This window comes from Corynebacterium sp., assembly GCF_052107835.1.
Classification (GTDB): domain Bacteria; phylum Actinomycetota; class Actinomycetes; order Mycobacteriales; family Mycobacteriaceae; genus Corynebacterium.
Genome location: NZ_JBQEDF010000012.1, coordinates 28,939 through 54,681 on the forward strand (window position 1 = coordinate 28,939; position 25,743 = coordinate 54,681).

Here is a 25,743-nt window from a genome sequence, read left to right on the forward strand (position 1 = left end):
ACCGGTAGAACTTCTCGCTGTAGTTGCCACTGGACGGGTCCGCGGGGTCCCGCCCTCCATTCAGCGCGATCGGAAGTCTGGCCCGCAAAGTAGACAGAGTGGTTCACTCGGGCCATGACAGAACAGACAGCCGAGCACACGCCGCCCGAACTGACCTTCCACTGGTTCCTGCCGCCCTTCGTCGACTCGAGGTACGTCGTCGGTGGGGGGCCCGGTGGTCAGGTTGCCGCCGACGGGAGCATCGGAAGCGACGAGTCGTACACCCCCGACCGTCCGGTCGACCCGCGCTACCTCAAGCAGCTTGCCCTCGCCGCCGAGCAGAACGGCTTCGAGAGCGTCCTGATCCCCGTGGGCCTGTGGTGCGAGGACCCCTGGTTGATCGCCACGAGCCTGCTGGACGTCACCGACCGGCTGAAGTTCCTCGTCGCGGTGCGTCCCGGCCTGGCCACCGCCCTGAAGGAGGCGCAGTCCACCTCCACCTTCCAGCGCATCTCAGGCAACCGGCTGAACCTCAACGTCGTCACCGGAGGCGAGCCGACCCAGCAGAAGGCGTCCGGCGACGACCTACCCAAGGCCCAGCGCTACGAGCGCACCGGCGAGTTCCTGGACCTGTGGAAGCAGCTCTGGACCAGTGAGGACCCGGTCGACTTCGACGGACGCCACGTCCACGTCGAGGGGGCACGTCTGCCGGCGCGGCCGGACGTGATCCCGCCGGTGTACTTCTCCGGGTCCTCCCCGGAGGCGCTCGAGGTCGCGCAGGACCACGCCGACATCTACCTGACATGGGGGGAGAAGCCGGACGACGTGGGACAAAAGCTCGCCGCGGTTCCGGCCTCCCGTGGTGGACTGCGCGTCCACGTCATCGCCCGCGAAACGTCGGGGGAGGCATGGGCAGCCGCCGAGCGGCTGCTCAGCCACGTCTCCGAGGAAGACGTCCGCGACGCCCAGCAGGCCATCGCGTCCTCCGAGTCCGAAAGCCAGCGCCGCATCGCCGAACTGCACGGTCGCGGCAGCGACTTCCAGCAGGGCAGCGACGTGCGCTCCCTGGAGATCCACCCCGGACTGTGGACCGGTGTGGGCCTCGTCCGCGGTGGTGCCGGCACAGCTCTGGTGGGCTCCTACGAGGAGGTCGCCGACCTCATCGTCGAGTACCAGGCCAACGGGGTCGAGGAATTCGTCCTGTCCGGCTACCCGCACCTGGAGGAGACCTACCACGTGGGTGAGGGTGTGATCCCCGCCGTGCGTCGCCGCGGGTTCGGCGTGACCAACCACGGTGGCCCGCTGGGCGGGGACGTCCGGGCACAGGAGCGAAGCGCATGAGTCCGCGAGCGAGCATCCGCCGCACGGGGATCGCCAGCATCGGCGTCCTCACCATCACAGCCATCGCCCTGACCGGCTGCAACGCGGTGAGTGACGACGGGGACGTGGACACCGAGGCGGAGATCTCCGACGAGGTAGACCCGGAGACCGTCCTGCGCATCGGCGACCCCCGCACCCAGGTCATCCTGGAGGAGGCGGGTCTGCTGGACGAACTGGATTTCACCCCGGAGTGGGCGAACATGGACGGCGGGCCGAAGACCCTCGAGGCCTTCCGCGCCGAGGCACTGGACGTGGGCGCGGTCGCGGACATCCCGCCGCTGTTCGCCACCTGGACGGATGAGCCGGTGCGCGTGGTGTCCGCGCGGCAGACCGAGGACCCGCTGGAGCACCCGACCTACGAACTGGGTGTCGCACCGAACGCGGACATCGAGTCACCCGAGGACCTGAAGGGCAAACGCATCGCCTACAGTCCCGGCCAGGCGCAGGGCGCGCTGGTGCTCCGCGTCCTGGAGGAAGCGGGGCTCAGCCAGGACGACGTGGAACTCGTCGAACTGCAGTCCACCGACGACACCTTCGTCAACGTCATCGCCAAGGACGAGGTGGACGTCGCCCCGCTCGGGGTCGAGCAGGCCCGTTCCTACCTGGCGAAGTACGAGCGCGACGGTGGTTCGACCATCGCCCCCGGCGTGCCCGATGACCCCTGGCACCTGTACGTTCCCACCGCCACACTCGACGACCCGGACAAGGCCGCCGCACTGAAGCAGTACGTGAAGGTGTGGAACAAGGCCAATGTGTGGATCAACGAGAACAAGGACACCTACGCCGAGAAGTACCTGGTCGAGGACCAGGGCCTCGCGCCGGAGGACGCCGACTACGTCGTCGACCGGCAGGGGGAGTTCGTCATCCCCGACACGTGGGACGACCTGATCTCCCAGCACCAGGAGACCGCCGACCTGCTGTCGGAGGAACAGGACCACCCGGAGATCGACGTCGAGAAGGACATCTACGACCGACGGTTCGAGCCGTCCGAACTCAACGCGGACACGGAAGAAGGAGAGGAGTCATGACCACCATCCTGAACAGGCCGGCGCGTCCGACGCAGACGCGGGGTCCCGCCGCGGACGGGGCGTCCGACACCACCGCACCGCGGGACGTCCGTCCCGTCCGGCGCACCTACGGGCCGGGACGCAAACTCAAGCTCGGCAGTGCGCTGGGCATCATCGTCCTGCTGGTGCTGTGGACCGTGGGCAGTGCAATCGGGTTCATCGACGAACGGATCCTCGCTGCACCCTGGCAGGTGATCACCGCCGCCGGTGAACTGGTCGAGAACGGACGGCTGCAGGACTCCCTGATCGCCTCGCTGACCAGGGCGGGCATCGGCATCGTCATCGGCATCGTCATCGGCATCGCCGTCGGTATGGTGCTGGCCACGCTGGCCGGACTGTCCCGGATCGGAGAATCCATGGTCGACGGGCCGGTGCAGATCTGGCGCGCCGTGCCGACCCTGGCCGTGATGCCCCTGTTCATCCTGTGGTTCGGCATCGGCGAGGAGATGAAGGTCACCACCATCGCCCTGGCGACGCTGATCCCGGTGTACATGAACACCTTCGACGGGCTGCGGTCCATCGACAGCCGCTTCGTGGAACTCGCCAGCACACTGGAGGTCAGCCGCCGCGAATTCATCCGCCGGGTCGTGCTGCCGGGGTCCCTGCCGAACACGATTCTGGGCCTGCGCCTGGGCGTGACCGCCGGACTGCTGGCACTGGTGGTGGTCGAGCAGGTCAACACGACCTCCGGCATCGGCTACATGATCACCCTCGCATCGAACTACGGGCAGACCGAGATCATCATCGTGGGCCTCGTGGTCTACGCCATCCTGGGTGTCGCGGCGGACGCGATCATCCGCACCATCGGAGGGAGAGCGCTGTCATGGCGACGGACAATCAGCTGACGGAAACGCCGGACGTGCGGGTCCAGGAGGTCCACCGTTCCTTCGACGGGGTCACGGACACGCTGGACGGGGTGGACCTGACGATCCGTCCGGGCGAGTTCGTGGCCCTGCTGGGACGCAGCGGTTCGGGCAAGTCCACCCTGCTGCGGGCCCTGGCTGGTCTGGACCGGGAGGTCAGTGGCTCGGGAGTGATCGACATCCCCGACCGGGTGTCCGTGGTGTTCCAGGACTCGCGCCTGGTGCCGTGGCTGCGCATCGCCGACAACGTGGCCTTCGGTCTTCCGTCGGGACGCGCCACCGACGAGAAGGTCAGGGCCGCCCTGGACGAGGTCGGTCTGGACGGGCGCGAGCGAGCGTGGCCGGTGGAGTTGTCCGGCGGGGAGCAGCAGCGTGCCGCCCTGGCACGGGCGCTGGTCCGGGAGCCGCAGCTGCTGTTGGCCGATGAGCCGTTCGGTGCGTTGGACGCGCTGACGAAGATCCGGATGCACGGTCTGCTGAAGGACCTGGTCGCCCGGCACCGTCCGTCAGTGCTGATGATCACCCATGACGTGGACGAGGCCATTGCCCTGGCGGACCGCGTCGCGGTGCTTAAGGACGGCCGGCTGAGCCTGGAGGTGTCCACAGGGAACGGTGGTGGGGATGGTGGTGCTGGCGTTGACCGCGCTGAGCATGCTGACCACGCTGAGTATGCTGACCATGCTGACCTGCGTGCACGTCTGCTGGGTGAGCTCGGCGTGGAGCCGGTGGCCTGACCCCACCTTATTCTGGGAATCAACGCTTGCCCGGGCACGCTCTGCGCCCGATCGTGTGCCCCGGCGAGCGCTTATCTGCAGAGTGACAGTCCGGCCGTTCCCGCGGAGGAGATCCCGCCCCCTGAATTGTTCTACGCCCGTGCACACTTCGGAACACTTTGGGGCCCTGAGCGTGCACGGGCGTAGAACAATCCCCTGGGTTCTGTGACGGTGGCCGGGCACACTCGAAGGCGGACACTCCCGCTCAGGTGTCGAGGTTCGAGCCGATGTCGCAGAGCTTCCCGTCGGACCCCAGTGCATCGAGCTGGGTTTTCAGGTCCTCGACCCGTTGTTCAGCTTCGCGGACGAGTCGCTCGGCGACCGGACCCCAATCAGCGGGTCCGGGATCTCCGGGGAGTGAGGCGAAGAGGTCGGAGATCTCCGCGACAGTCAGTCCCACTCGTTTGGCGACTTTGGCGACCTGGATGCGGCACGCCGCGGAGTCATCGAAACGCCGCTGGTTTCCCGAGTTCCGCACCGCGTTGACCACGCCATGCTTCTCGTAGAACCGCACCGCGGAAGGGGCCACGCCGCTTTCGGCGGCCACCTCGCCGACGGTGAGTCCGTCATTCGTGTTGGTGGTCAAGATTTCGGCGGGTACCGCTGTGGTGTGTGTCACCATTTCGAAGTTACGCCCGGCAGCTCTTGACTTCAACATATGTTTAACCATCAGCGTGGTGGTCATGACTACATCGACTGCGAAATCCATCTCACCGGCACCACCCGCGACGCGTGTGGCGGTGATCTCCTCCAGTGTGCGGGACGGGCGGGTATGCCCGAGCGTCGCGGCCTGGGTCGTCAAGATTCTGGCGGATACCGAGGACGCCCACATTGACCTGATCGACCTTGCTGAGATCACCCTGCCCGACGATTCCCAGCTCTACCCCGGTGGAGGGCCGGGGACCGAGGTTGCGGACCGCATCGAGGGCGCGGATGCCTTCGTGTTCGTCACCCCGGAGTACAACCATTCCTTCCCCGCTTCCCTGAAACGACTGATCGACTGGCACTACAGCGAGTGGATGCTCAAGCCCGCGAGCATCGTCGGCTATGGCGTCCAGGGCGGCTATGCTGCGATGGAGCAGCTACGAGGGGTGCTGGCTGAGCTGAATATGGTCACCACCCGGCGGTGCCTGGGGCTCGCCGCACCGTGGATGAGCATCGACGGCGAAGACGGCGACGGCGATGGCAGCTACATGCCGGGGGACTCCGTGGACACGGCCCTGTCCGCTGTATTGGCGGAACTGAACTGGTGGTCCGGGGTGCTCAAGGATGCCCGTGCCAACCGCCCCTTCCCTGGCTGAGGGCATGTCACATGGATTCCCGAACACGCACCGTCGGCCTGGTACTGGCTCTCGCCGGGTTACTCATTGTCGTCGACACCACCGTGACCGTTGCGGCCCTTCCGGCCATCGTCGCTGACCTGGACACCACACTGCCCCGCGGGTCGTGGATGACGACCGGGTACATTCTCGGACTCATCGCGGTGATTCCACTGAGTGGCTGGCTCGCTGGACGGTACGGCGACAGGAATGTCTATCTTGCGGGTCTCGGCGTATTCGTCGTGGCCTCCGTCGCCGCCGGATTCTCCCCGGATGTCGGATGGCTCATCGCTTTCCGCGTACTCCAGGGGCTGGGCGGCGGCGTCCTGAATCCACTGGGCCAGGCCATTGCCCTGCGCAGTGCCCCCAGGAAACACCGGGGAAAGGTGATGAGCCTGGTCGGGTTGCCCGTACTGATAGGTCCCGTGCTGGGTACGCCGCTGTCGGCACTGCTCGTTGACACCGCCTCGTGGCGGTGGCTGTTCTGGATCAATCTTCCCTTCGGTGCTGTCGCCCTTGTGCTCTGCCTGAGGTATCTCCCGGACGCTCAGCGCAGCGACGATGAGGGGAGAGTGGACGTGATCGGTTTGCTGCTCGTGGTTACCGGCTGTGTCAGCCTGGTCCTGGCGGGTACCTCCATCGGGGATTCCGGACGTCTCACCGTTGGTACCGCTGCCACGGCCGTGGCTGGGCTCGTGATGTTGGGCGGATTCGCACGCCGTAGCCTGGGCCGCCGCAATCCGCTCGTTCACGTGGGACTGCTCGCACGACGCGAGGTTGTGTCCGGGGCCGTGATCTCGTTGTGCTTCGCCGGCGGCTACTTCGGGTCCATGGCCATCGTCCCCGCCTTCGTTCAGGGCGTACGCGGGGATCCTGTGTCCGTCGCCGGTGTCCTGGCGATCCCCACTGGACTGGCCGTGGGAATCACACTGCAGGTGGCGACCAGACTGGTTGACCGCATCGACCCGCGCCGCGTGATCATGACCGGGACCGCAACGGCGCTGTGCGGGGCCCTGGGCCTCGGACTCGCGTTGAGTCTCAATGCGCCCTACCCGTTCATCGGGGTGGTGAGCATGCTGGTCGGCATCGGATCGGGTGCCACGCTCATGCCCACCACCGTAGCGGCGACACGCACGTTGGACGGTGGGGAGCTTCCCCGGGCCACCACGCTTCTCAACCTGTTCAGCCAACTCGGCAACGCGCTGGGGACGGCGCTCGTCGCTTCGACCATCACCGTGCTGGTTGGGCGTCGGGCCGATGACATCGGTGCCGGCGACCGGGGAGGACTGGCCGCGATGGTCGCGCTCGACCCCGGCGAGCGGGCGCAGCTGGCGGGGGAGCTCTCCGCGGGAGTCGGTCTGAGCTACATCACCCCGGCCATCCTCATCATGGCGGCGCTGGCGACCGCGGTACTGGGCATGCGGGCCAGGTTGTCCGCACCCTCACCCCAGTCCGGCAGCACGTAGCAGTGCGGCGCACCCCATGGCGAGCAGGACGGCAATGATCATCGGGACGCGGAGGAACAGGGCGGCGACACCGACGCCGACACCGATCATGCGGGCGGAGGTGGAGAGATCCTGCCCGTCGAACACGGTCTGGGTGGCGGCGACGGCGAGGATGATGACCACTGTCGCCCGGTCCATCCACGTCCGGATGTCCGCGCCGGGGCCACCATCGACCTGCTGCTCCGGGGTGCCGGCCAGACGTGCACCCCACCACACGCCGGCGAGTCGGATCAGGTAGGTGACGACGACGAGGGTTCCTGCCGCGGCGAGGAAGGCCATTGTGTCCATCATCGCCTCCCTGTACGGGTGGCAATGAACCACGGGACCAGGGCCACCAGTGCGCAGATCGCGGCCAGGCCTGGCGGCACCACCGGAGTCAGCAGCAGTGCCAGTGCCACTGCCATCGACGCGGTCACCACCATCGGCCGCCCCCGCAGGTCGCCGAGCACCATCGCAACGAGGATCACGGGGAAGGCGGCGTCGAACCCGAACATGTCGGTGTCGATGACCCCGGCGATGAGTTGTCCGCCGGCAGCGCCGCAGACCCAGCAGAGCCCCATGATCACGCCGAGGCCGGTGAACCTGACCCATTTCTCGCGCCTGGTGCGTCCGACCCGTCCGAAGGCGACCGTTTCGTCGTTGACCAGGTGTGCGCCGAGCACGCTGCGCCAGCCACCGGGCACGAAGGTGCCGACGTTCATCCCGTAGGCGAGATTGCGTGTGTTGACCATCGCACCGCCGAGAACCGCGGCCACGGGGGAGCCTCCGGCGCCGAGGGTCCCGACGAAGAGGATCTCCGCGGCACCGCCGTAGGCCAGGGCGGCGAGGAACACGGTCTGCCAGAGGTGCAGGCCGGCATCGTGTGAGAGTGATCCGTAGGAGATCGCCACGGCGACGAGGGTGAGGCAGATGACGGCGCCACTGCGCCATGCAGCCGTTCCGTGTGATGGGTTCATGTTCGCCATACTGAACCCTACCGCCGGTGTTCGTCAAATGAGTCGTTCGTCCCGTATGATGAACGCCATGGCCAGGGACACAGACAGGGACACCCGCTACGACCACGGGCGCATGGGCGCCGCCCTGCGCACCGAACGCGAGAACGCGGGCCTCAGCCTCACCGAAGCGTCCCATAGGGCCGGGATCGGCAAATCCACCCTGTCCGTCCTGGAGTCCGGCTCCGGCAACCCCAGCGTGGAAACCCTGTGGGCACTGGCCTCCGTCTACGACATCCCCCTGTCGCGCATCATCGACCCGCCCGCGCCGGACATCGCCGTGACCAGGGTCGGCGACCTGTCCTTCCTGGAATCCGAGGAGAGCACCTACCGGGTTGCGCTGGTGACCCCGGGGGCGCCGTCGACCCGCCGTGACATCTACTACATCGCGGCGGGGCCGGACGCGGTGAAGGCGTCGCGCCCCCACCCGCGGGGAACCGTCGAGTACGTGCTCATCACGTCGGGCAGCGCTCTCATCGGGGTGGATGGCAGGGAAACCACCCTCGGTGTCGGCGACACCATCCGCTACCGGGGCGACGTCCCACACACCTTCGAGGCAATGGAGGACGGCACCACCGCCGTCACCATCGTCGAGGGCTGAGCGGGGCCCGCAGGTTATTCCCCCGGGGAACCCTTTTCCTTACCGTGTGCCCTGTACCGGGTGCTACGGTTTCCACGTGCCAGCAAGTTGGAAAGTGTTCACCAGGGACCTCTCCCGGATACTACGCAAGCCCAAAGTATGGCTGATCGTGGTCGGGGTCATGATCATCCCGGCCCTGTACACCTGGTTCAACGTGGCTGCGCTCTGGGACCCGTACGACAACACCGGCGATATCGACGTCGCCGTGGTGAACGAGGACGAGGGCGGGGAATCGGACATCACCGGTCCACTCGACGTCGGCAGTCAGCTTGTCGACCAGCTGAAGGAGAATGACCAGCTGGGATGGACGTTCATGGACTCCGATGAGGCCGATGACGCCCTCAAGGGCGGTGACATCTACGCCACCATCGAGGTCCCCCCGACTTTCACGGGGGACCTACTCAGCATGGTCGAGGGAACCTACTCCCAACCCACGCTGACCTACCGGGTCAACGAGAAGCAGAACGCCATCTCCCCGCAGATCACGGACCAGGGTGCCACCACCCTCGATTCCACGATCAATTCGGTGGCCAAGGAGCAGATCACGGAAGCGGTCACGACCGAGATCCGGAATGCCAGCGGCGATCTCACCGATAATCTGGATGGGGCGCAGGACGACACCGCCGACGCATTCGACGGTCTCGCAGAGACCATGTCCGACGCACGGGGTTCTGTCACGCGGATCCAGGGCGGTATCGAACGGGCAGGTCCGACCATCACGGCGACGCAGGACACACTGAGATCCGTCGACACGACCCTGGGCACCGCCCAGACGGCGCTCGGCGAAGTGCAGTCGATCATGACCGAGGTCCAGGAACAGATCGCCGGCTTCTCCGACGCCGCGACCACCGCCTACCTGGAGGGAACGTCGGCGCTGGCGGATGCAACCTCGTCGGCGAACTCCGCGATCTCATCGGCCACCGGTGAGCTCGAACGGGCCGGGGCCAGTATCGACACCGCGACCAGGGACGCGTCGGGCGCCCTCCGGCAGGGTGAACGGGCCATCGGACAGTTGCAGGATCTCCTCGACGGGGCCGCGGTGACACCGGCAGTGGCGCAGCCGCTGCAGGACGCGCTCGACGACCTCGAGGAGCGCAACTCCACGAACCGCCAACTCCTCGACAACCTCGAGACGCTGCAGGGCGATGCGTCCGGCGCGGTCGGTGTCGTGGAGGAGGCGGCGGACGCGCTGGAACGGGCCACCAGCAACTCCCGTGAAGAAGCCCAGGGAATGCAGTCGTCCGCCAGTGATTCGCTGCCTGATCTCAACGGGGCCATTTCCCGGGTCTCCGCGACCGCAGGCAACTTCTCCGGCGCCCTGGGATCCACCCAGACCCTGCTGCAGGAGTCCGTCGGGCTCCTGGACGGAGTCGGCGGCACACTGGAGGAGTCCGACGGGGTCCTGGAGAATTTCAAGGGTGAGTTGACGGGAATCGAGGATGGCCTGGAGACCGCCCGGGCGGATGTCCTCGCACTCAACGCGACGTCGGAGGGAGGCCTCCTGGACACCGTGAACAACCTGGATTCCGTGGGAATCTCCCAGTTCATGGCCACGCCCGCGGAGGTGGACAGCCATTCGGTGTACCCGGTCGGGAACTACGGTTCGGGGATGTCGGCCCTGTTCACCAACCTGACACTGTGGATCGGCGCCTTCATGCTGATGCTGATCTTCCGGACGGAGGTGGACACCGAGGGCTTCAAGAAGCTGACTGTCGGCCAGGCCTACCGTGGCCGTCTTCTGCTGCTCGCCACCCTGGGTGTGTGCCAGGCGCTGGTTGTCTCGGTGGGAAACCTGGTCATCGGGGTGCAGACGGTCAATCCGTTCATCTTCGTCGGCACCAGCGTGCTCATCGGCCTGAGTTACCTGACGATCGTCTACGGGCTGATCTCCACCCTGGGCCACGTCGGTCGTGTGATTGCGGTGGTGCTGGTCTTCCTGCAGATCCCCGGGGCCTCCGGAATGTATCCGATCGAGATGACGCCCGGGTTCTTCCAGGCAATATCCCCGTTCCTGCCGTTCACCTACGGCATAGACGCGCTCCGGGAGACCGTCGGCGGCTTCTACGGCAACCACTACTGGAAGGCAATGGGCGTCCTTGCCGGGATGGCCCTGGTGGCCCTCGTGGCCGGGACGCTGCTGCGGCGCTGGATGTCCAACGTGAACCTGCTGGTGAACCGCCAGCTCGATTCCGGCGGACTGGTGGTCAGTGAGGACGTGCAGGTCGTGGGCAGCAGTTACCGGCTGACGGATATGATCCACGCGCTGCGTGACCGGGACGCCTACCGGGAGGAGATCGATCAGCGGTGGAAACCGCTCAGGGACAACTACCCGAGGCTGTTGAAACTGGCCGTGATCGTCGGCGTTGCCGGGGTGCTCATCCTGGGCGTGATCGCCCGCCTGTTCACGGAGAACAAACCCCTCATCTTCGGGCTCTTCTGCCTGTGGTGCCTGTTGGTCGTCGGCTTCATCGCCGGCCTCGAGTACATCAAGCAGAGCTTCGCCCACGCGCAGGAACTGTCGGATCTTCCCGATGACGAGCTGCAGGCGGCCATGGCAACGCAGGGTTCCCGGTCACTGGAGGACCCCGAGGTGTCCGACGGGCCCGACGAACCCGGTGAGCCAGGTGAGTCCGTTGAGCCCGACGGGAAAGGCGGGGAGTCATGAAGAACATCCTGACGATCCTGCGCAATGACCTCCGCGGGGTTCGCAACAACGTGATGACCGCCATCGTGTTGTTTGGTCTGGTCATCATCCCGCTGGTGTTCTCCGTCTTCAATGTGCTCGCCAGCTGGGACCCCTTCGAGAACACCGACGAGCTCGAGATCGCCGTCGCCAGCGCGGATGAGGGACATGTCAGTGACCTGGCACCGATGGACCTCAATCTCGGCGACCAGGTCCTGTCCCAACTGAGCCGCAACGACCAGATCGACTGGGTCATCACCAACGAGGACGACGCCATCGAGGGGACGAAGTCGGGGGACTACTATGCGTCGATCGTCCTGCCCCCGGATTTCAGTACCTCGATGCTCACGTTCTACGTGACGGGCACCGAACCGTCGACGCTCGACATGTACACCAACGAGAAGAAGAACGCCCTGTCGGAGCAGATCACCATGCAGGGTGCCGACGGCATGATCGAGCAGATCAACGACAACTTCACCCGGGTCGTCAGCAATGTGGGGCTGGGGGTGGTGTCGTCCCTGTCGGACTACATGGAGCAGGACGACACGAAGGCGGCCATCGACCGCATCGAGGCGCGCGTGGAGAACGTCGGGGCACGCCTGGAGTCCGGCGCGGAGACGGTGCGTTCCCTGACCGGTCTCCTGGATTCCACGGTGACGATGGTGGATGGTGCGAGCAACATCGTCGGCGCTGCGGGCGCGCAGTTCGACGACAGCGGTGACGGCGACGGTGACGACTCCGGTATCGGTGACGGAACCGGCGCGATCACGGGCCTCGACTCCACGCTCCAGAGCGCGACGGACTCCCTGGAGACGGCCCTGAACGCCACCGGCGACAGTTACGGTGCGGTGAGCCAGCGGCTCGACTCACTCTTCGACAGTGCCGGTTCCGCGAGCAGCACCACCGCGTCGACGTTCACCACACTGTCCCAGGAGGTCGGCCGGCAGGTCACCAACTTCGAGTCCCTGCGCGACACCCTGGAGAGCAATGTGTCCGGTGTCCTCCCGGACGTGGCCGAGCCCGGTTTCGACAGGATGATGGCGCAGCTGGACGCCGCCATCGACCGTAGCTCCGACCTGCAGGAGAACCTGGCGCAGACCGGGCAGGACATCGAGCAGGGGAACCAGTCGGCGCAGGAGACCCGTCAGAGCACCGAGGAGGCGATCGGCCGGGCCCAGGACGCCGCCAGCGGCGCGGTGACGTCCTACCAGGAAGACCTGAAGCCCCAACTGTCGCAGCTCGGTGAGACGTTGGGGACCATCGGCGACAACGTGGACAGTGTCAAGGAGGACATCGACGGAATCACGGCAACCATGTCGGGTTCCGACGGCTCGCTGGGCAACACGCTTGAACGGCTGCGGAACGGCACCACCGAACTCGCCGATTCCCTCGACGGCCATGCCGGACGGTTCAACGAACTGACGGACGCCCTGTCGACCGCCGGCGAGTCGGGGGACTTCTCCAGGTTGGCCGGCGTCGTGGGAGATGATCCGGAAGCGCTGGCGTCGCAGCTGTCCTCGCCGATCGACATTGAGCGTGATCCGGTGTTCCCGGTCGCCAGCTTCGGTGCTGGTATGGCACCGATGTACATCGTGCTGTCCCTGTGGGTCGGGGCGGTGCTCGCGACCGTGCTCGTGCGCACCAATGTCCCCGGTAGTGCGCCGCTGGCGGACAAGGAGGACCAGACGTACACGCGGACGCAGGCATTCTTCGGGCGCTTCGGCATCTTCGCCCTCATCGGACTGGCGCAGAGCACCCTGGTGGCCCTCGGCCAGATCATCTTCGTGCAGGTTGAGGCAGAGCATCCGTTCCTGCTGCTGGTGAGTGCATGGGTGACGTCACTGGTCTTCATGTTGATCGTCTACACACTGGTGCTGTCGTTCGGCAGTGTGGGTAAGGCCATTTCTGTCTTCCTGCTGGTCATACAGATCTCGGGCGCCGGAGGGGCGTACCCGTTGACGCTGTTGCCGGGGTGGGTCCAGGCCGTCAGTCCGTGGCTCCCGGCGACGTACGCAATGGACGCGGTGCGCTCCGCCATCGCCGGGATCTACCGGAATGACCTGTGGATCAACCTGGGTATGCTGCTGTTGTTCGTGGTCCCGGCGCTGATCCTGGGGCTGCTGCTGCGCCGCGCTCTGGACGGCTACAACCGCAAGACCACCGAGGCCCTGGAGGCGACGAAGATCATGAACTAGGGCCGCGGCCTGCCCTCGATCCAGTAGGCGACCCAGTCCACGAACGCGGTGTCCACGTCCCATTCGTCCACCGCGATGCCGCGCACCGTCTTGGTCATGCCGACCTCCCCGCTGGCCCACACGTACTCCGGTGAGGCGGACGGGTGCCCCTCGTCCGCACGGGCGCGCAGGTGCACCTCCACGCCCTCGGCCTCCATGCCGGGGGCGGCGTAGAGGATCGCCAGGGACGCCAGTTTCTCCTGCCACTGCTCCGCCAGGCCCGGCTCCAGGTCGTCGGGGGAGTGGGCGATGACGACCACGTGGTAGCGGGTCAGGTCGTCCGGGTGGTGGTCCTCGGTGAACTCGAGGACGGCGCGCAGGGCCGGTACCGCGGACGGGTCGGCGACGAACAGGGGGCGCTCCGCGTGGCGGATCCAGATCGCGTTGGCGAGCCAGATCCCGGCGGTCGTGCCGGGCTCCACCTGTGACACCCACAGAGCACCGGGCCCGGGATGGTCGTCGTGCATCACCACGTCCACGTCGATCTCCCCGGTCTCCTGCCGGAAGTGCCGGACGGTGTACCAGCGCAGGCCGGGGCGCTCGTCCTCGTCGATGTCGGCGACGGCGGCGCGGATGTTGCGTCCCCCGGTGTCGAGCAGCTCGAACCTGCGTCCCGGCTGCGGCATGATGAGTCCGAAGAACTCGTCCGGGCCGGTGAGTTCCAGGGCGCGGAGGTCCGGGGAGGCGAGGGTCAGGCGCCGCAGGTTCGGGGCGATCAGTTCGTTCGCGGTGACGGTGACGGCGACCTGGCGTCCGGCGTTCTCGTCACCGTCGGGGTCCACGCGCCGCGGGTGCTCCTTCAGTTCGGTGTCGCGGACGGCGGAGGCGGGGAGGGTGGTCAAGAGTTCTCCTTTTCTATGTGGTCGCCGGCTTCCGGCGGGGCGGACGGGACGATCAGGGGACCGCCGACCACCGGGTCGTCGATGACGGTGGCGTCGAGGTTGAAGACGTCCTTCAGAAGTGCCGGGGTGATGATCTCGGTCGGGGTGCCGGACGCGACGACATCGCCGGAGTGCATCACCACCAGGTGGTCGGAGTAGCGGATCGCCAGGTTCAGGTCGTGCAGTACCATTACCACGGTACGGTCCAACCGTCGCTTGAGGTGGCGGACCAGGTCAAGGACCTCGATGGAGTGGGACAGATCCAGGTAGGTCGTCGGTTCATCGAGGAAGAGGACCTCGGTGTGCTGGGCGAGCACCATGGAGATCCACACCCGCTGGCGCTGTCCGCCGGACAGGGAGTCCACGGGACGGTCGGCGAGGTTCGCCACGGAGGTCATCTCCAGGGCGGCCATGACCTCCTCCTCGTCGGTGGAGGACCACTGCCGGATCCAGGACTGGTGGGGGTGGCGTCCACGTGCGACCAGGTCGGAGACGATCAGCCCCGGCGGGGAGATCGGGGACTGCGGCAGGACGCCGATGATCTTCGCCAGGTCCTTGCGCCGCATGGTTCCCACGTCGGTGTCACCCAGGTGGATGTCGCCGGACCGGGACGGCAGGAGGCGGGACACCGCGCGCAGCAGGGTGGACTTGCCGCAGCCGTTCGGCCCGATGATCGTGGTGACCTTGCCACCGGGCACGTCCAGGGTGAGGTCCTCGATGATGGGCCTGTCGGACCCGTAGCCGACAGTCAGGCCGGACGCGCTGATCGTGTGCGCATGTGGGGTGTGGGACGTTGAGGTACTCATTCGGTGGAGGTCCTCCGGTTGTTCTGGACGAGCAGGTAGATCAGGAACAGTCCGCCGACCGCGGAGGTCAGCAGTCCGACGGGCAGCTCCACGGGCATGATTGTCTGGGTGGCGATGTCGGCGAGCACCAGCAGGGAGGCACCGAACAGGGCGGACGCCAGCAACGGCGGGGTGGAGCGTCCGCAGAGGCGTTGGGCGATCTGCGGGGAGACGAAGGCGACGAAGCCGATCGGGCCCGCCGCCGACACGGCCACCGCCGCCAGTGCCACGGAGAACAGCAGCAGGGCGACCTGCACGCCGGTCACGTTCTGGCCCAGGGACCTGGCGATGTCCGGGCCGAGGATGCTGGCCAGCAGCTGGAAGGCGATCCAGGCGAACAGTGGGACACCGATGAGGATGCCGACCATCACCGGCAGGCCCTTCGTCCAGTCCGAGGCGTTCAATGAACCGGACAGCCACAGTTGGGCGGAGGCCGCGTCCCGCAGGTCCGCGCGGGTCATCAGGAAGGAGATGTACGCCGACAGCAGGGCGGAGATGATGATGCCCGAGAGCACGAGCCGGAACGGGTCCATGCCGCGCCGGTAGGCCAGCACCCAGATCACCAGGCCGGTGAGCAGTCCACCGAGCAGGGCGGCCACCGGGATGCCGACGCCGGCGAGCCAGCCGACGAATCCGCCGGACGCCCCGCCGCCGAGCACGATGATGGTCACCGCCATGGCGGAGGCACCGGTGGTGATGCCCAGGATGTCGGGGCTGGCCAGGGCATTGCGGGTCACGGACTGGGTCAGCGCGCCGGACAGTCCCAGGGCCGCCCCCACCGCGAGTCCCGTGAGCGCCCGGGGCATCCGCCAGTCGAAGACCACCAGGTTCTCGATGCGGGTCCCGTCGCCGGTGAGGACGATCTCGATGACGCGCCACGGGGTGATGGGGTAGTCGCCGAGTCCGATGCACACCGCCAGGAGCAGGGCGGTGGCCACCGCGAGCAGCACGGTGGTGAAGAACTGCCGGGGGCGCCACACCGTGGAGTAGGCGCCGATGCGGAAAGCGGGGCGTCCGGGGACCCGGACGTCGGAGACGTAGCGCCGTCTGCGGCGCGTGTTCCCGGGGGCGCTCACAGCTGAACCACCTTCCTGCGGACCAGCATGTAGATGAACATCGGGGCGCCGACGAAGGCGAGCACGATACCGACCTGGAGTTCCCCGGGCCGGGTGATCAGCCGTCCGAGGACGTCGGCGTAGAGCAGAAGGCACGCCCCGCCGAGTGCGGAGTACGGCAGTATCCACCGGTAGTCCGGTCCGGTGACCGACCGCACGAGGTGCGGCACCACCAGTCCGAGGAAGGCGATCGGCCCGGCGGCCGCGGTGGCTGCGGCGGCCAGCAGGGCGATGACGACCATCCCGACGAGTCTGGCGATCCTGGTGTTCACCCCGAGGGAGGACGCGACGTCGTCGCCGAGGTTGAGCAGGTTGAGCTGCGGGCCGGTGGCGAAGGCCAGGATGAGGCCGATGAGGATGACCGGCAGGACTCCCCAGAACACGCCCATGTCGCGTCCGGAGACGGAGCCGACGGTCCAGAAGCGCATGCGGTCGAGGTTGCTGTCGTCGGTGAGGACCATCGCACTGATGATGGCCTGCAGTACGGCGTTCATCGCGGCGCCGCCGAGGATGAGGGTGAGGGGGTGGACGTTGCCGCCGCCGACGGAGGCGAGTCCGAAGACGGCGGCGGTGGCGAGGATCGCGCCGAAGAACGCCCAGACGGCGGTCATCCCGGTGCTGGTCACGTTGAAGACGGCGAAGCTGATGACCACGGCCAGGGCGGCTCCCGAGGAGATGCCGAGGATGCCGGGGTCGGCGAGCGGGTTGCGGGTGTGGCCCTGGATGAGGGCGCCTGCGACGCCGAGGGCGGCGCCGACGATGATGCCGATCAACGTCCGGGGGAACCTGAGTTCCACGATGACCTGCAGGTCGGGGTCGGTGATGTCGTCCGAGCCGATGGCCCCCGGCACATCGCGGAGGCGGTCGAGGAGCACGTCGGTGGGGATGATGCGTGACCCGAAGGCGAGGCTGAGTCCCATGCCGATGACGAGCAGCACCAGCAGGACGACCAGCCCGAGCAGACGTCGGCGTCTCAGCTGGGAGGCCGCGGACGGGGCTGCGGTGTCCGCGTGTGGTCCGCCCGGGGCGGTGGCGGTTGTGCCCGTCGTCATTGGACCCCTTCCGGTCGTCAGAAAACGGGCGGGGACACAGGCCCCTCGCCCGAGGATAGGTTCACCTTACGGTGTGCCTGACGACCGTGCAATACGACGGCCCAGCCTGAATCCCCGTGAATGAGGAACGGTCACGGAGTCACCTGGGCGTGCGTACTGTGTCCGGGAAATGGATCAGAAAGGGAGCTTCGGGAGCGGCGGCAGCTTGATGTCCAGGGCGTTCATGAGGCTGATGATCGACGCCACGGCACCGGCCACGGTGCCGACGCTGCCGATGACGCCCAGGGGGTTGTCGGGGAGCTCGATGGAGCTGCCGCCTTCGCCGTTCTCGCTGGAGCCGGGGAGTCCGGTGTCCTCGGCGGTGGCGACGCCGGCTCCGGCGAAGGCGACGGTGGTGGCGGTGGCGATGGCAAGGAACGACTTCTTGAGCTTCATGTGGCTTCTCTCTCCTGGAAACGTGATGCGCGGGGTGCGCAGCGCTGGACACATCGTGGTTGTTTCGGGAGGGAACGTCCACTGACGCGGGAGGTGGTTGTGACGGCAGAAGGGTATTCCACGGGGCCTGGGAGGGCGTCGGTGCGGTGGGCGCGCCGGGTGCCCGGCGGGAAGCCGGTGGTCGGACGTACCGGGGTGGAGGCCGCACATTTTCAGCCCGAACATGCGGTCGCAGAAGGTGGTTGCCGGGGAGGGGGTGCGGGACCAGGGGGCTTCCCGGATGCTGTCATGCTGCAGGTCACAGCGGTTAAACATCTGTGGACACAACAAAACCCCCGGCCTCTCGGGCGGGGGTTGTGCGTACCGTGATGACGGTTCGGAGACGGGAATCAGCCCTGTGCGCCGAGGAACGCGAGGGTGTCCTCGATGACGCCCTGGAAGCTGTCGGAGGCGTCGACGACCGCTCCGAAGGCTCCCGTGATATCGCTGATGTTGTCGGCGGCATCGCCGAGATCACCCAGAGAGCCGATCGGGGCCGGGTCCTCCGGCTCTTCCGGCTCATCCTCCTGGGCGGCAGCCATGCCGGTGCCGGCGAGGGCGAGGGTCGACACGGTGGCGGCGGTGAACAGGGTTCTGCGGATCTTCATGTGTGGAGCTCCTTGCGAGCGGATCGGTGGTGAGGGGTACGCGCTGGAAATTCAACAACCCCCGGCATCCGGAAACCGGGGACGGGGGTTGTTGGGGTGTCCGTGTGGACAGCGGCTTACAGGAAGCCGTTGGCTTCGAGCCACCCGGTCGTGTTGGACACGACCTCCTGCCAGGTGTCGGACGCGCCGACGACGGCGTCGTAGGCCTCGGCGACCGCACCGATGGAGGCGGCGCCACCGGCAACGGATGCCAGGGCGATCAGGACCTTGCTGTAGTCGATCTGGCCGTCGGTGTAGGAACCGAGGTCGTCGGCACCGGTGATGGAGCCGAAGACGTCGCGGTTCTGGGACAGCTCGGCGGAGCCGGCGGTGGGCGTGCTGCCCTCGGGCAGGTCATCCTGTGCAGAGGCGACGCCGGTACCGGCGATGGCGATGGCGGAAACCGATGCGAGGGTGACGAAAGTCTTGCGAACCTTCATATTGGTGTCTCTCCTTCTTGAGGATCGTCGTTGGAGGGGTGGGACGAATCCGAAACTAACACGGGGGAGAGGGGTGCGAAACAGATAGGATCAGGACGAATTGCAGGGCAGGTACACGCCGGGGTATGCGATCCTTAATTTGCCTGAGAACCTATTGGGACCTGCGAAAATGGCCCCTGGGGTATGCCATGAATGGACCCCGGGGTATGAAGAAACCCCGGTCCAGGAGACCGGGGTTTCAGCTGATTCTGTCGCCTGTTGGCGGAGGGGGAGCGTCCCTAGAGAACGCCCTGGCTCTCGAGGAAGCCGATGGTGTCGGAGACCACGCCCTGCCACGTGTCGGACGCGCCCACGACGGCGTCGTACGCGCCAGCGATGGCGGCCACGGAGGCGGCGCCACCAGCGATGGAGGCAAGGGCGATGAGGGTCTTGCCGTAGTCGATCTGGCCGTCGGTCCAGGAACCGAGGGCGTCAGCGCCGGTGATGGAGCCGAAGACGTCGCGCTCGGCGGAGGCGTCGGCGGATCCCTGGGTGGGAGGGGTGTCCGGAGTGTCCTGTGCTGAGGCAACGCCGGTGCCAGCGATGGCGAGGGTGGTGGCGGCGCCAGCGGCCGCCAGGCTCTTCTTGACAGACATAATGTTCCTCTGAGTATGTGAGGGTTCAGGGTCGGTCATTAACTTAGTGCACGCTGAGTCTCCCGAATACAGGAAATTTCCAGCTTGCCCACATGTGGGGGTAGGTATATTTGCACATGTACCCACCGGGGTATTCAGAACCTGTCGCCCGGGTCCGACGGTTGAGGCACTTTCCGTCGCGGTTGTTTCGTTCCGGCTCCGCGGTCCTTCGGAAGTGCATCACCGATGTGGTCCGTGAAAACCCCTGGGGAAGGGTGTGATCTCTGGTGTTTCTGTGTCCTGGCAGGGGCCGCGGATCCTTTCCGTGGCCGTCGCAGTGCGCGGTGGTGCCCGGGGGATTGCGGTCGCAGGGGCAGTCCATTGAAAGGTGAGCCTCACCTGCAATAACAGAGATTCCGGAAGGTGAACAACAGATGTCGGGAATGTTAAGGTTCCGGGGTGAGGGGGTGGAGTTTCCTGATGTCCCGCCCCTGATGCTTACGTCCTGCGTCCCGGGTCTGTCCTGCCACGGTTTTTGTTCCCCGTCACCGGAGGTGGCATACTTGGGCGGTTGCCTGTGGTCCGCGGGGAGACGTACGTCCCCCGCACGACCGCGTGAAGGCACGGACCGCGTGCGTGAGGGTCGGTAATCCCACGTACACAGAACTACTAGGTCTACAAGGAGACTCCGAAGTGATTCAGCAGGAATCGCGTCTGAAGGTCGCCGACAACACCGGAGCCCGGGAAATCCTGGTCATCCGCGTGCTCGGCGGCTCCACCCGACGCTCCGGCGGTATCGGTGACGTCGTCGTCGCCACCGTCAAGGAAGCAGCCCCCGGTGGGAACGTCAAGGCCGGCGACATCGTCAAGGCCGTCATCGTCCGCACCAAGAAGGAGACCCGTCGTCCCGACGGCTCCTACATCGCATTCGACGAGAATGCCGCCGTCCTGATCAAGGGCGCCGACAACACCGACCCGCGCGGAACGCGCATCTTCGGGCCGGTCGCCCGCGAACTGCGCGACAAGCGCTTCATGCGCATCGTTTCTCTCGCCCCGGAGGTGCTCTAACCCATGAAGATTCGTAAGGGAGACACCGTCCTGGTGATCTCGGGACCGGACAAGGGCGCCAAGGGCCGGGTCATCGAGGCCTACCCGCAGCGCGACAAGGTCCTGGTCGAGGGCATCAACCGCATCAAGAAGCACGTCGTGAACTCCGCGCCCGAGCGCGGTGCGGAGTCCGAGGGCATCGTCACCCAGGAAGCACCCGTCCACGTGTCCAACGTGATGGTCCTGGACGCTGAGGGTGAGCCCACCCGCGTCGGCTACCGCTTCGACGAGGACGGCAAGAAGATCCGCATCTCTCGCCGCACCGGGAAGGACATCTAATGAGCGAGAACTACACTCCCCGGCTCAAGACCCGCTACCGCGGTGAGATCCGTGAGACCCTGAACAACGAGTTCAACTACGACAACGTCATGCAGATCCCCGGCGTGACCAAGGTCGTCGTGAACATGGGCGTCGGCGAGGCTGCCCGTGACTCGAAGCTGATCAACGGCGCCATCAAGGACCTCACCCTGATCACCGGCCAGAAGCCGCAGATCCGTGAGGCCAAGAAGGCCATCTCGAACTTCAAGCTGCGCGAGGGTATGCCCATCGGCGCCCGCGTCACCCTTCGTGGCGACCGCATGTGGGAGTTCCTGGACCGTCTGCTGACCGTCGCCCTGCCCCGGATCCGCGACTTCCGCGGCCTCTCGGACCAGCAGTTCGACGGCAACGGCAACTACACCTTCGGTCTCAACGAGCAGTCCATGTTCTACGAGATCGACGTCGACTCCATCGACCGTCCCCGCGGCATGAACATCACCGTGGTGACCACCGCCACCAACAACGACGAAGGCCGCTCGCTGCTCCGCGAGCTGGGCTTCCCGTTCGAGGCCGGCCAGAACGCCAAGTAGGCCACTGGGCTTACCGGTGTAACAGCGCCGCCCCTTCCCGGATTCGTCCGGGGTGGGGCGGCGCTTTTCCGCTGTCGTGTCAGGGGGACGTCACGGATGGGCCAGCAGATGCTCCGCCGCGGCAGACAGTTCGTCCCGCACTGCCCCGAGGTCCTCCGGCGTGGCGGTGTCCAGCAGGGTCTTGATCGTCTGGTTCGCCTTGTCCCCGTGCTCCCGGTCGTCATCGTCCCACTCCCCGGAGAGGTGTGCCGTGATCAGGTGCGCATCATCGTCCAGGACCAGGGCGGCGTCCTGCGTGGTGGTGGCCGACGTCGTTGTCGCATCGATGTAGTCGGTGACGATACCGCGCAGGTTCGGGGGCAGGGGAGAAGTCATGCAGACCAGTGTTGTCACCAACCGCAGACCGTGCAACCTGGAACTCAGTACACGTCGCGGACGTAGCGGCGCTCGGCGGCGAGGGCGGAGATGAAGGACGACGCGGCGTCCGGCGCCATACGCCCCTGCTCCTCGACGATCTGCCGCAGTGCCTGATCCACATCCGTCGCCATCCGTTTCGCGTCGCCGCACACGTAGAGGTGAGCGCCGCGGTCGAGCCAGGACCACAACTCCCCGGCATGGTGTCGCATCAGGTCCTGGACGTAGACCTTCTCCGCCTGGTCCCGGGAGAATGCGAGGTCAAGCCTGGTAAGCACGCCACTGTTGTGCATGCCGGTCAGCTCATCGCGGTACAGGAAGTCGGTGGCCTCGTGCCGGTCACCGAAGAAGAGCCAGTTCTCGCCGGTCGACCCGGTCCGCACCCGGTCGTGCAGGAACCCGCGGAACGGGGCAACGCCCGTGCCGGGCCCGATCATGATCATCGGCGCCTCCGGTTCGACAGGTGGGCCGAAGCTCTTGTTGGGTTTGATGAAGATCCGCATCGCGTCGCCGGGTTCCGAATCCGCCAGGAACGTCGAGCACACCCCATGGCGTTCGCGTCCCTCCCGGGAGCTGTACCGCACCGCGGACACGGTGACCTCCACCCGGTTCGGGTCGGTCCGTGGGGACGATGAGATCGAGTACATCCGCGGTTTCATCGCCGGCAGCACCTCGAGCCACTGCTCCATCGGAGCCTCGACGGGGTGGGACGCGAGGACGTCCAGTGCCTGCCGCCCCCAGGAGAAGTCCTGCAGGCGGGCGGGATCGGCGGCGATCTCCTCCAGCCCGGCCTCCGGGTGGTGCCCGTGTACCAGGCGCAGCAGGTCGGGAGTGATGCCGGTGAGGTCATAGTCAGTGGTGAGGGACTCCACGAGCTCGTCATCGGCAGTGACGCCGGTGTGCGCGAGCCATTCCCCGACCACCTCCGGGCGGTTGCGTGGCCACACCCCGAGCGCGTCGCCGGTGCTGTAGGTCAGCGTGCCGTCCGGGACCGCGAACCCGAACCGGCGGACGTCCTTGCCCGAGCCAGTCGCCGTCAACCGTGTGTTCTCCACCAACGCGGTGGGCAGGGGGTTCCTCCGGGAGTAGGACGCATCACCGGACGTGTCGCGCGTGATCAGGCCCGGGTCCCCACCCAGGGCAGTGACCACCGCGTCCTGCCACGAGGCGGCTTCCTCCTCGAAGTCCGGTTCGCAGCACACCAGGTCCGCGACCCGTGTCGCGCCGAGGTCGGTGAGGCGGTCGTCCAACTTCCGGGCGAAGCCGCAGAAGTCCGCGTAGGACGAATCGCCGAAGCCCAGCACCGCAGTGTGCAGGCCGTCGAGGTTGGCCGGGGTGTCGGAGAGTTCGTCCCACAGGGCAACGGCGTTGTCCGGGGCGTCCCCGTCGCCGGTGGAGGAGACGACGAACAGCACAGTGCCCGTGTAACCGACGAGGTCGGCGACCCGGACACGGTCGGCGCACACGGCGCCGGTGTTCACCCCCGCCGCGTCAAGACCACTGACCAGGGACGGGATGACGTCCTCCACCGTGCCGGTCTGCGAGGCCCACACAATGGTGGCTGCGGTGCCCGCGGTGAACCCGGTACCGGAGGAATCGGCGGGATCAACCGGAGCGGCCTTCTCGATGAGCTGCAGCGCCACCGCGCAGGCCTTGAACTCCGGCTGCAGGGACTCCGCATCGACCGCGTCATTGGTCACGGCATTGACCGGTGTGTCCGCGTAGTGCATCGGGATGAAGCAGGTGCCCGGCACAATGTCCGGCGACAGGACGGCCGGTGCACGTGCCGTCCCGCGGCGTGAGGACACCTCCACCACATCGCCCTCGCCGATGCCCAGGTCCTCCGCGTCGGACGGATGGATCTGCAGGAAGGAGTGCGGGTTGAGCTTCATCAGCGCCGCCACCCGCTTCGTCTTCGTCATGGTGTGCCACTGGTGCGGCAGGCGCCCGGTGGTCAGCACCAGGGGGAACGTGGCATCGGGACGCTCGGCGGCCGGCAGGTAGGGCCGGGCGACGAACTGGGCACGGCGCGTGGGTGTGGGGAATGCGAGCCGTGGGGTATGGCCGGTCCCGTCGGTGAACAGATCCTGGCTGATCCCGTCGTTGACGTAGCGCACCGGATTGCGGCTCCCCGCCTGCGGCGCGGCCGGCCACTGCACCGGGCCACGCCGGAGACGCCCGTAGTCCACCCCGCGGATGTCCCATCCGGTCAGCGGATTATGGAAGCGCCGGATCTCATCGAAGACCTCGGCGGCGCTGGAGAAGTCGAAGCCGTCGCAACCCATGGCCCGGGCCACGCGGCAGATCAGCATCCAGTCCGGTTCGGCATCCCCCGGTGCGCTGAGCAGGGGAGAGGTGAGCGTGAGGTTGCGCTCGGAATTGACCATCACCCCCTCCGACTCGGTCCACAGGGCCGCGGGCAGGACCACGTCGGCGTAGGCGGAGGTCTCCGAACCGGCGTAGGCATCCTGCACCACCACGAACTCGGCGGCCTCGAGGCCCTCGATGACCTTGCCGCGGTTCGGCACGGAGCCGACGGGGTTGGTGCAGATCACCCACACGGCCTTGAGTGTTCCCTCGTCCTCGCTGGCCAATGATTCGAACATGTCGACCGTGCCGCCGCCCAGCCTGGTGTGCAGCGTCCCGTCGGGAATCCCCCAGATCTCCTCGACGTCCTTACGGTGCCCCTCGTTGAGTACGGTGCGCTGACCCGGCAGTCCCGGGCCCATGTAGCCCATCTCGCGTCCGCCCATCGCATTCGGCTGCCCGGTCAGGGAGAACGGTCCCGCCCCTGTCCGGCAGATTGATCCGGTGGCCAGGTGCAGGTTGCACAGGGCGTTGGTGTGCCAGGTTCCGTGGACGGACTGGTTCAGACCCATCGTCCACAGGCTCATGAACTTGTCGGTGGATCCGATCCACGCAGCTGCCTGCCGCAGATCGTCCCCGTCGAGTCCGGTGATCTCCGCGACAGTGTCCACCGGGTAGTCCGCGAGGTGCTCGTCCATCGCGTCCCACCCGTCGGTGAACTCGGCGATGAACTCCCCGTCAACGTCGCCGTTGTCCAGGACCAGCCGGAGCAGCCCGTTGAGCAGCGCCATGTCCGTGCCGGGGCGCACCGGCAGGTGCAGGTCCGCCTTCTTCGCCGTCGCCGTGCGGCGCGGGTCGACGACGATGAGCTTCGCCCCCTGCTTTACCCGGTCCATCATCCGCAGGAACAGGATCGGGTGGCAGTCAGCCATGTTCGCGCCGATGACCAGGAACACATCGGCGTGGTCCAGGTCGTCGTAGCTGCCGGGAGGACCGTCCGCACCCAGGGACTGCTTGTAGCCGGTCGCCGCGCTGGCCATGCACAGCCGCGAGTTCGACTCGATCATGTTCGTCCCGAAGTAGCCTTTGGCCAGCTTGTTCGCCAGGTACTGCGCCTCCATGGACATCTGCCCGGAGACGTAGAAGGCCACGGCGTCGTCCCCGTGCTCCTCACGGATCTCGGCGAACCGGCGTGCCGTGTGGCCGAGGGCGGTGTCCAGGTCGACCGGGTCACCGTTGACCAGCGCCGTCTGTTGCCGCCCACCCGCGTTGAGCAGGTCGGCGGTGGTGCTTCCCTTGGTGCACAGCCGCCCACGGTTCGCCGGATGGTCCGGGGTCCCCGTCGAGGACAGGACGTCGCGTCCTGCGCTGTCCGCGGTGAGGGTGAGGCCGCAGCCCACGCCGCAGTAGCCGCAGACGGTGTCCACTGAGGTCGCGGTAGTCACGGTCGAAGCAGTCATGGTCCATCACGCTAGGTACGCGGTGTTACGTTCCGGTCTGTGCGCGGTTACGCCGACGACAACAAGATCTCACGGTGGTGGGGGAGCCCCGGTGAGCCGTCCTC

25 protein-coding genes are annotated in these 25,743 nt (G+C 66.9%); 12 read left to right on the plus strand and 13 right to left on the minus strand.

The annotated features are described in order from the left end of the window. Positions 1–114 precede the first annotated feature (114 nt). The 4 genes from ACTIL2_RS04880 to ACTIL2_RS04895 are packed head-to-tail and all read left to right on the plus strand — an operon-like array spanning position 115 to position 4,023. Positions 115–1,320, plus strand: a complete 1,206-nt coding sequence (locus tag ACTIL2_RS04880) for an LLM class flavin-dependent oxidoreductase (protein ID WP_442336337.1) — start codon at positions 115–117, stop codon at positions 1,318–1,320. Continuing rightward, positions 1,317–2,387 carry an ABC transporter substrate-binding protein gene (locus tag ACTIL2_RS04885; protein WP_442336338.1) on the plus strand — a complete coding sequence of 357 codons (1,071 nt, stop codon included), beginning with the start codon at positions 1,317–1,319 and terminating at the stop codon, positions 2,385–2,387. The genes ACTIL2_RS04880 and ACTIL2_RS04885 overlap by 4 nt, the downstream gene beginning before the upstream one ends. After that, complete coding sequence (locus tag ACTIL2_RS04890; protein WP_442336339.1) at positions 2,384–3,271, plus strand: ABC transporter permease; 888 nt, start codon at positions 2,384–2,386, stop codon at positions 3,269–3,271. The genes ACTIL2_RS04885 and ACTIL2_RS04890 overlap by 4 nt, the downstream gene beginning before the upstream one ends. After that, positions 3,250–4,023: an ABC transporter ATP-binding protein gene (locus ACTIL2_RS04895; protein WP_442336340.1), complete on the plus strand. Its 774-nt coding sequence runs from the start codon at positions 3,250–3,252 to the stop codon at positions 4,021–4,023. The genes ACTIL2_RS04890 and ACTIL2_RS04895 overlap by 22 nt, the downstream gene beginning before the upstream one ends. A gap of 244 nt (positions 4,024–4,267) precedes the next feature. Here ACTIL2_RS04895 and ACTIL2_RS04900 read toward each other — a convergent pair whose 3' ends face one another. Then, the gene (locus ACTIL2_RS04900) at positions 4,268–4,648 is read right to left on the minus strand and encodes a MerR family transcriptional regulator (RefSeq protein ID WP_442336341.1); all 381 of its coding nucleotides are present in this window, start codon (positions 4,646–4,648) and stop codon (positions 4,268–4,270) included. 97 nt (positions 4,649–4,745) lie between these two features. Between ACTIL2_RS04900 and ACTIL2_RS04905 the strand changes: the two genes are divergently transcribed. Next, positions 4,746–5,363: an NADPH-dependent FMN reductase gene (locus ACTIL2_RS04905; RefSeq protein ID WP_442336342.1), complete on the plus strand. Its 618-nt coding sequence runs from the start codon at positions 4,746–4,748 to the stop codon at positions 5,361–5,363. A gap of 11 nt (positions 5,364–5,374) precedes the next feature. Next, positions 5,375–6,847, plus strand: a complete 1,473-nt coding sequence (locus ACTIL2_RS04910) for a DHA2 family efflux MFS transporter permease subunit (protein ID WP_442336343.1) — start codon at positions 5,375–5,377, stop codon at positions 6,845–6,847. Here the strand turns inward: ACTIL2_RS04910 and ACTIL2_RS04915 are convergent. Together ACTIL2_RS04915 and ACTIL2_RS04920 are read right to left on the minus strand one after the other, a co-directional pair. After that, positions 6,824–7,177 (minus strand): AzlD domain-containing protein, encoded by a 354-nt coding sequence (locus tag ACTIL2_RS04915; RefSeq protein ID WP_442336344.1) that lies wholly within the window; start codon positions 7,175–7,177, stop codon positions 6,824–6,826. The two genes, ACTIL2_RS04910 and ACTIL2_RS04915, sit on opposite strands and share 24 nt — an antisense overlap. Next, positions 7,174–7,842, minus strand: coding sequence for an AzlC family ABC transporter permease (locus ACTIL2_RS04920; protein WP_442336345.1), 669 nt, complete (start codon positions 7,840–7,842; stop codon positions 7,174–7,176). Before ACTIL2_RS04920 ends, ACTIL2_RS04915 begins: the two co-directional genes overlap by 4 nt. Before the next feature lie 67 nt (positions 7,843–7,909). Between ACTIL2_RS04920 and ACTIL2_RS04925 the strand changes: the two genes are divergently transcribed. The 3 genes from ACTIL2_RS04925 to ACTIL2_RS04935 all read left to right on the plus strand — a co-directional run bounded on the left by ACTIL2_RS04925 (position 7,910) and on the right by ACTIL2_RS04935 (position 13,396). After that, positions 7,910–8,479 (plus strand): helix-turn-helix domain-containing protein, encoded by a 570-nt coding sequence (locus ACTIL2_RS04925; protein ID WP_442336346.1) that lies wholly within the window; start codon positions 7,910–7,912, stop codon positions 8,477–8,479. Between the two features lie 76 nt (positions 8,480–8,555). Next, positions 8,556–11,183 (plus strand): YhgE/Pip family protein, encoded by a 2,628-nt coding sequence (locus ACTIL2_RS04930; RefSeq protein WP_442336347.1) that lies wholly within the window; start codon positions 8,556–8,558, stop codon positions 11,181–11,183. After that, positions 11,180–13,396, plus strand: a complete 2,217-nt coding sequence (locus ACTIL2_RS04935; protein ID WP_442336348.1) for a YhgE/Pip family protein — start codon at positions 11,180–11,182, stop codon at positions 13,394–13,396. The genes ACTIL2_RS04930 and ACTIL2_RS04935 overlap by 4 nt, the downstream gene beginning before the upstream one ends. Here ACTIL2_RS04935 and ACTIL2_RS04940 read toward each other — a convergent pair. The 8 genes from ACTIL2_RS04940 to ACTIL2_RS04975 all read right to left on the minus strand — a co-directional run bounded on the left by ACTIL2_RS04940 (position 13,393) and on the right by ACTIL2_RS04975 (position 19,524). Further along, complete coding sequence (locus ACTIL2_RS04940; RefSeq protein WP_442336349.1) at positions 13,393–14,277, minus strand: siderophore-interacting protein; 885 nt, start codon at positions 14,275–14,277, stop codon at positions 13,393–13,395. The two genes, ACTIL2_RS04935 and ACTIL2_RS04940, sit on opposite strands and share 4 nt — an antisense overlap. Continuing rightward, positions 14,274–15,122, minus strand: coding sequence for an ABC transporter ATP-binding protein (locus tag ACTIL2_RS04945; protein ID WP_442336350.1), 849 nt, complete (start codon positions 15,120–15,122; stop codon positions 14,274–14,276). The genes ACTIL2_RS04940 and ACTIL2_RS04945 overlap by 4 nt, the downstream gene beginning before the upstream one ends. Beyond that, positions 15,119–16,237, minus strand: a complete 1,119-nt coding sequence (locus ACTIL2_RS04950) for a FecCD family ABC transporter permease (RefSeq protein ID WP_442336351.1) — start codon at positions 16,235–16,237, stop codon at positions 15,119–15,121. Before ACTIL2_RS04950 ends, ACTIL2_RS04945 begins: the two co-directional genes overlap by 4 nt. After that, on the minus strand, positions 16,234–17,328 hold the full coding sequence (locus ACTIL2_RS04955) for a FecCD family ABC transporter permease (protein WP_442336352.1): 1,095 nt from the start codon (positions 17,326–17,328) through the stop codon (positions 16,234–16,236). The genes ACTIL2_RS04950 and ACTIL2_RS04955 overlap by 4 nt, the downstream gene beginning before the upstream one ends. A gap of 174 nt (positions 17,329–17,502) precedes the next feature. Further along, on the minus strand, positions 17,503–17,763 hold the full coding sequence (locus ACTIL2_RS04960; RefSeq protein ID WP_442336353.1) for a hypothetical protein: 261 nt from the start codon (positions 17,761–17,763) through the stop codon (positions 17,503–17,505). Between the two features lie 389 nt (positions 17,764–18,152). Then, entirely contained in the window at positions 18,153–18,410 is a 258-nt protein-coding gene (locus ACTIL2_RS04965) for a hypothetical protein (RefSeq protein WP_442336354.1), read from the minus strand. Between the two features lie 116 nt (positions 18,411–18,526). After that, positions 18,527–18,889 carry a hypothetical protein gene (locus ACTIL2_RS04970; protein WP_442336355.1) on the minus strand — a complete coding sequence of 121 codons (363 nt, stop codon included), beginning with the start codon at positions 18,887–18,889 and terminating at the stop codon, positions 18,527–18,529. A gap of 278 nt (positions 18,890–19,167) precedes the next feature. Further along, positions 19,168–19,524 (minus strand): hypothetical protein, encoded by a 357-nt coding sequence (locus ACTIL2_RS04975; protein WP_442336356.1) that lies wholly within the window; start codon positions 19,522–19,524, stop codon positions 19,168–19,170. 672 nt (positions 19,525–20,196) lie between these two features. Here ACTIL2_RS04975 and rplN point away from each other — a divergent pair. The 3 genes from rplN to rplE are packed head-to-tail and all read left to right on the plus strand — an operon-like array spanning position 20,197 to position 21,458. After that, positions 20,197–20,571 carry a 50S ribosomal protein L14 gene (gene rplN, locus ACTIL2_RS04980; protein WP_442336357.1) on the plus strand — a complete coding sequence of 125 codons (375 nt, stop codon included), beginning with the start codon at positions 20,197–20,199 and terminating at the stop codon, positions 20,569–20,571. Positions 20,572–20,574: 3 nt separating this feature from the next. Beyond that, a complete protein-coding gene (rplX, locus tag ACTIL2_RS04985; protein ID WP_442336358.1) occupies positions 20,575–20,889 on the plus strand; it encodes a 50S ribosomal protein L24 in 315 nt (104 codons plus the stop codon). Next, positions 20,889–21,458 carry a 50S ribosomal protein L5 gene (rplE, locus tag ACTIL2_RS04990; RefSeq protein WP_442336359.1) on the plus strand — a complete coding sequence of 190 codons (570 nt, stop codon included), beginning with the start codon at positions 20,889–20,891 and terminating at the stop codon, positions 21,456–21,458. Before rplX ends, rplE begins: the two co-directional genes overlap by 1 nt. 90 nt (positions 21,459–21,548) lie before the next feature. Here rplE and ACTIL2_RS04995 read toward each other — a convergent pair whose 3' ends face one another. Both ACTIL2_RS04995 and ACTIL2_RS05000 read right to left on the minus strand, forming a co-directional pair. After that, positions 21,549–21,833, minus strand: a complete 285-nt coding sequence (locus ACTIL2_RS04995) for a hypothetical protein (RefSeq protein WP_442336360.1) — start codon at positions 21,831–21,833, stop codon at positions 21,549–21,551. 44 nt (positions 21,834–21,877) lie between these two features. After that, positions 21,878–25,639, minus strand: coding sequence for a molybdopterin-dependent oxidoreductase (locus ACTIL2_RS05000; RefSeq protein ID WP_442336361.1), 3,762 nt, complete (start codon positions 25,637–25,639; stop codon positions 21,878–21,880). Between the last annotated feature and the right edge of the window lie 104 nt (positions 25,640–25,743).

Bases quoted from the DNA above. Each gene is read 5' to 3' on its own strand.
- ACTIL2_RS04880 (WP_442336337.1), top strand. From the start codon at position 115: ATGACAGAACAGACAGCCGAGCACACGCCGCCCGAACTGACCTTCCAC.
- ACTIL2_RS04885 (WP_442336338.1), top strand. From the start codon at position 1,317: ATGAGTCCGCGAGCGAGCATCCGCCGCACGGGGATCGCCAGCATCGGC.
- ACTIL2_RS04890 (WP_442336339.1), top strand. From the start codon at position 2,384: ATGACCACCATCCTGAACAGGCCGGCGCGTCCGACGCAGACGCGGGGT.
- ACTIL2_RS04895 (WP_442336340.1), top strand. From the start codon at position 3,250: ATGGCGACGGACAATCAGCTGACGGAAACGCCGGACGTGCGGGTCCAG.
- ACTIL2_RS04905 (WP_442336342.1), top strand. From the start codon at position 4,746: ATGACTACATCGACTGCGAAATCCATCTCACCGGCACCACCCGCGACG.
- ACTIL2_RS04910 (WP_442336343.1), top strand. From the start codon at position 5,375: ATGGATTCCCGAACACGCACCGTCGGCCTGGTACTGGCTCTCGCCGGG.
- ACTIL2_RS04915 (WP_442336344.1), bottom strand. From the start codon at position 7,177: ATGATGGACACAATGGCCTTCCTCGCCGCGGCAGGAACCCTCGTCGTC.
- ACTIL2_RS04920 (WP_442336345.1), bottom strand. From the start codon at position 7,842: ATGAACCCATCACACGGAACGGCTGCATGGCGCAGTGGCGCCGTCATC.
- ACTIL2_RS04925 (WP_442336346.1), top strand. From the start codon at position 7,910: ATGGCCAGGGACACAGACAGGGACACCCGCTACGACCACGGGCGCATG.
- ACTIL2_RS04935 (WP_442336348.1), top strand. From the start codon at position 11,180: ATGAAGAACATCCTGACGATCCTGCGCAATGACCTCCGCGGGGTTCGC.
- ACTIL2_RS04945 (WP_442336350.1), bottom strand. From the start codon at position 15,122: ATGAGTACCTCAACGTCCCACACCCCACATGCGCACACGATCAGCGCG.
- ACTIL2_RS04955 (WP_442336352.1), bottom strand. From the start codon at position 17,328: ATGACGACGGGCACAACCGCCACCGCCCCGGGCGGACCACACGCGGAC.
- ACTIL2_RS04960 (WP_442336353.1), bottom strand. From the start codon at position 17,763: ATGAAGCTCAAGAAGTCGTTCCTTGCCATCGCCACCGCCACCACCGTC.
- ACTIL2_RS04965 (WP_442336354.1), bottom strand. From the start codon at position 18,410: ATGAAGATCCGCAGAACCCTGTTCACCGCCGCCACCGTGTCGACCCTC.
- ACTIL2_RS04970 (WP_442336355.1), bottom strand. From the start codon at position 18,889: ATGAAGGTTCGCAAGACTTTCGTCACCCTCGCATCGGTTTCCGCCATC.
- ACTIL2_RS04975 (WP_442336356.1), bottom strand. From the start codon at position 19,524: ATGTCTGTCAAGAAGAGCCTGGCGGCCGCTGGCGCCGCCACCACCCTC.
- rplX (WP_442336358.1), top strand. From the start codon at position 20,575: ATGAAGATTCGTAAGGGAGACACCGTCCTGGTGATCTCGGGACCGGAC.
- rplE (WP_442336359.1), top strand. From the start codon at position 20,889: ATGAGCGAGAACTACACTCCCCGGCTCAAGACCCGCTACCGCGGTGAG.
- ACTIL2_RS04995 (WP_442336360.1), bottom strand. From the start codon at position 21,833: ATGACTTCTCCCCTGCCCCCGAACCTGCGCGGTATCGTCACCGACTAC.
- ACTIL2_RS05000 (WP_442336361.1), bottom strand. From the start codon at position 25,639: ATGACTGCTTCGACCGTGACTACCGCGACCTCAGTGGACACCGTCTGC.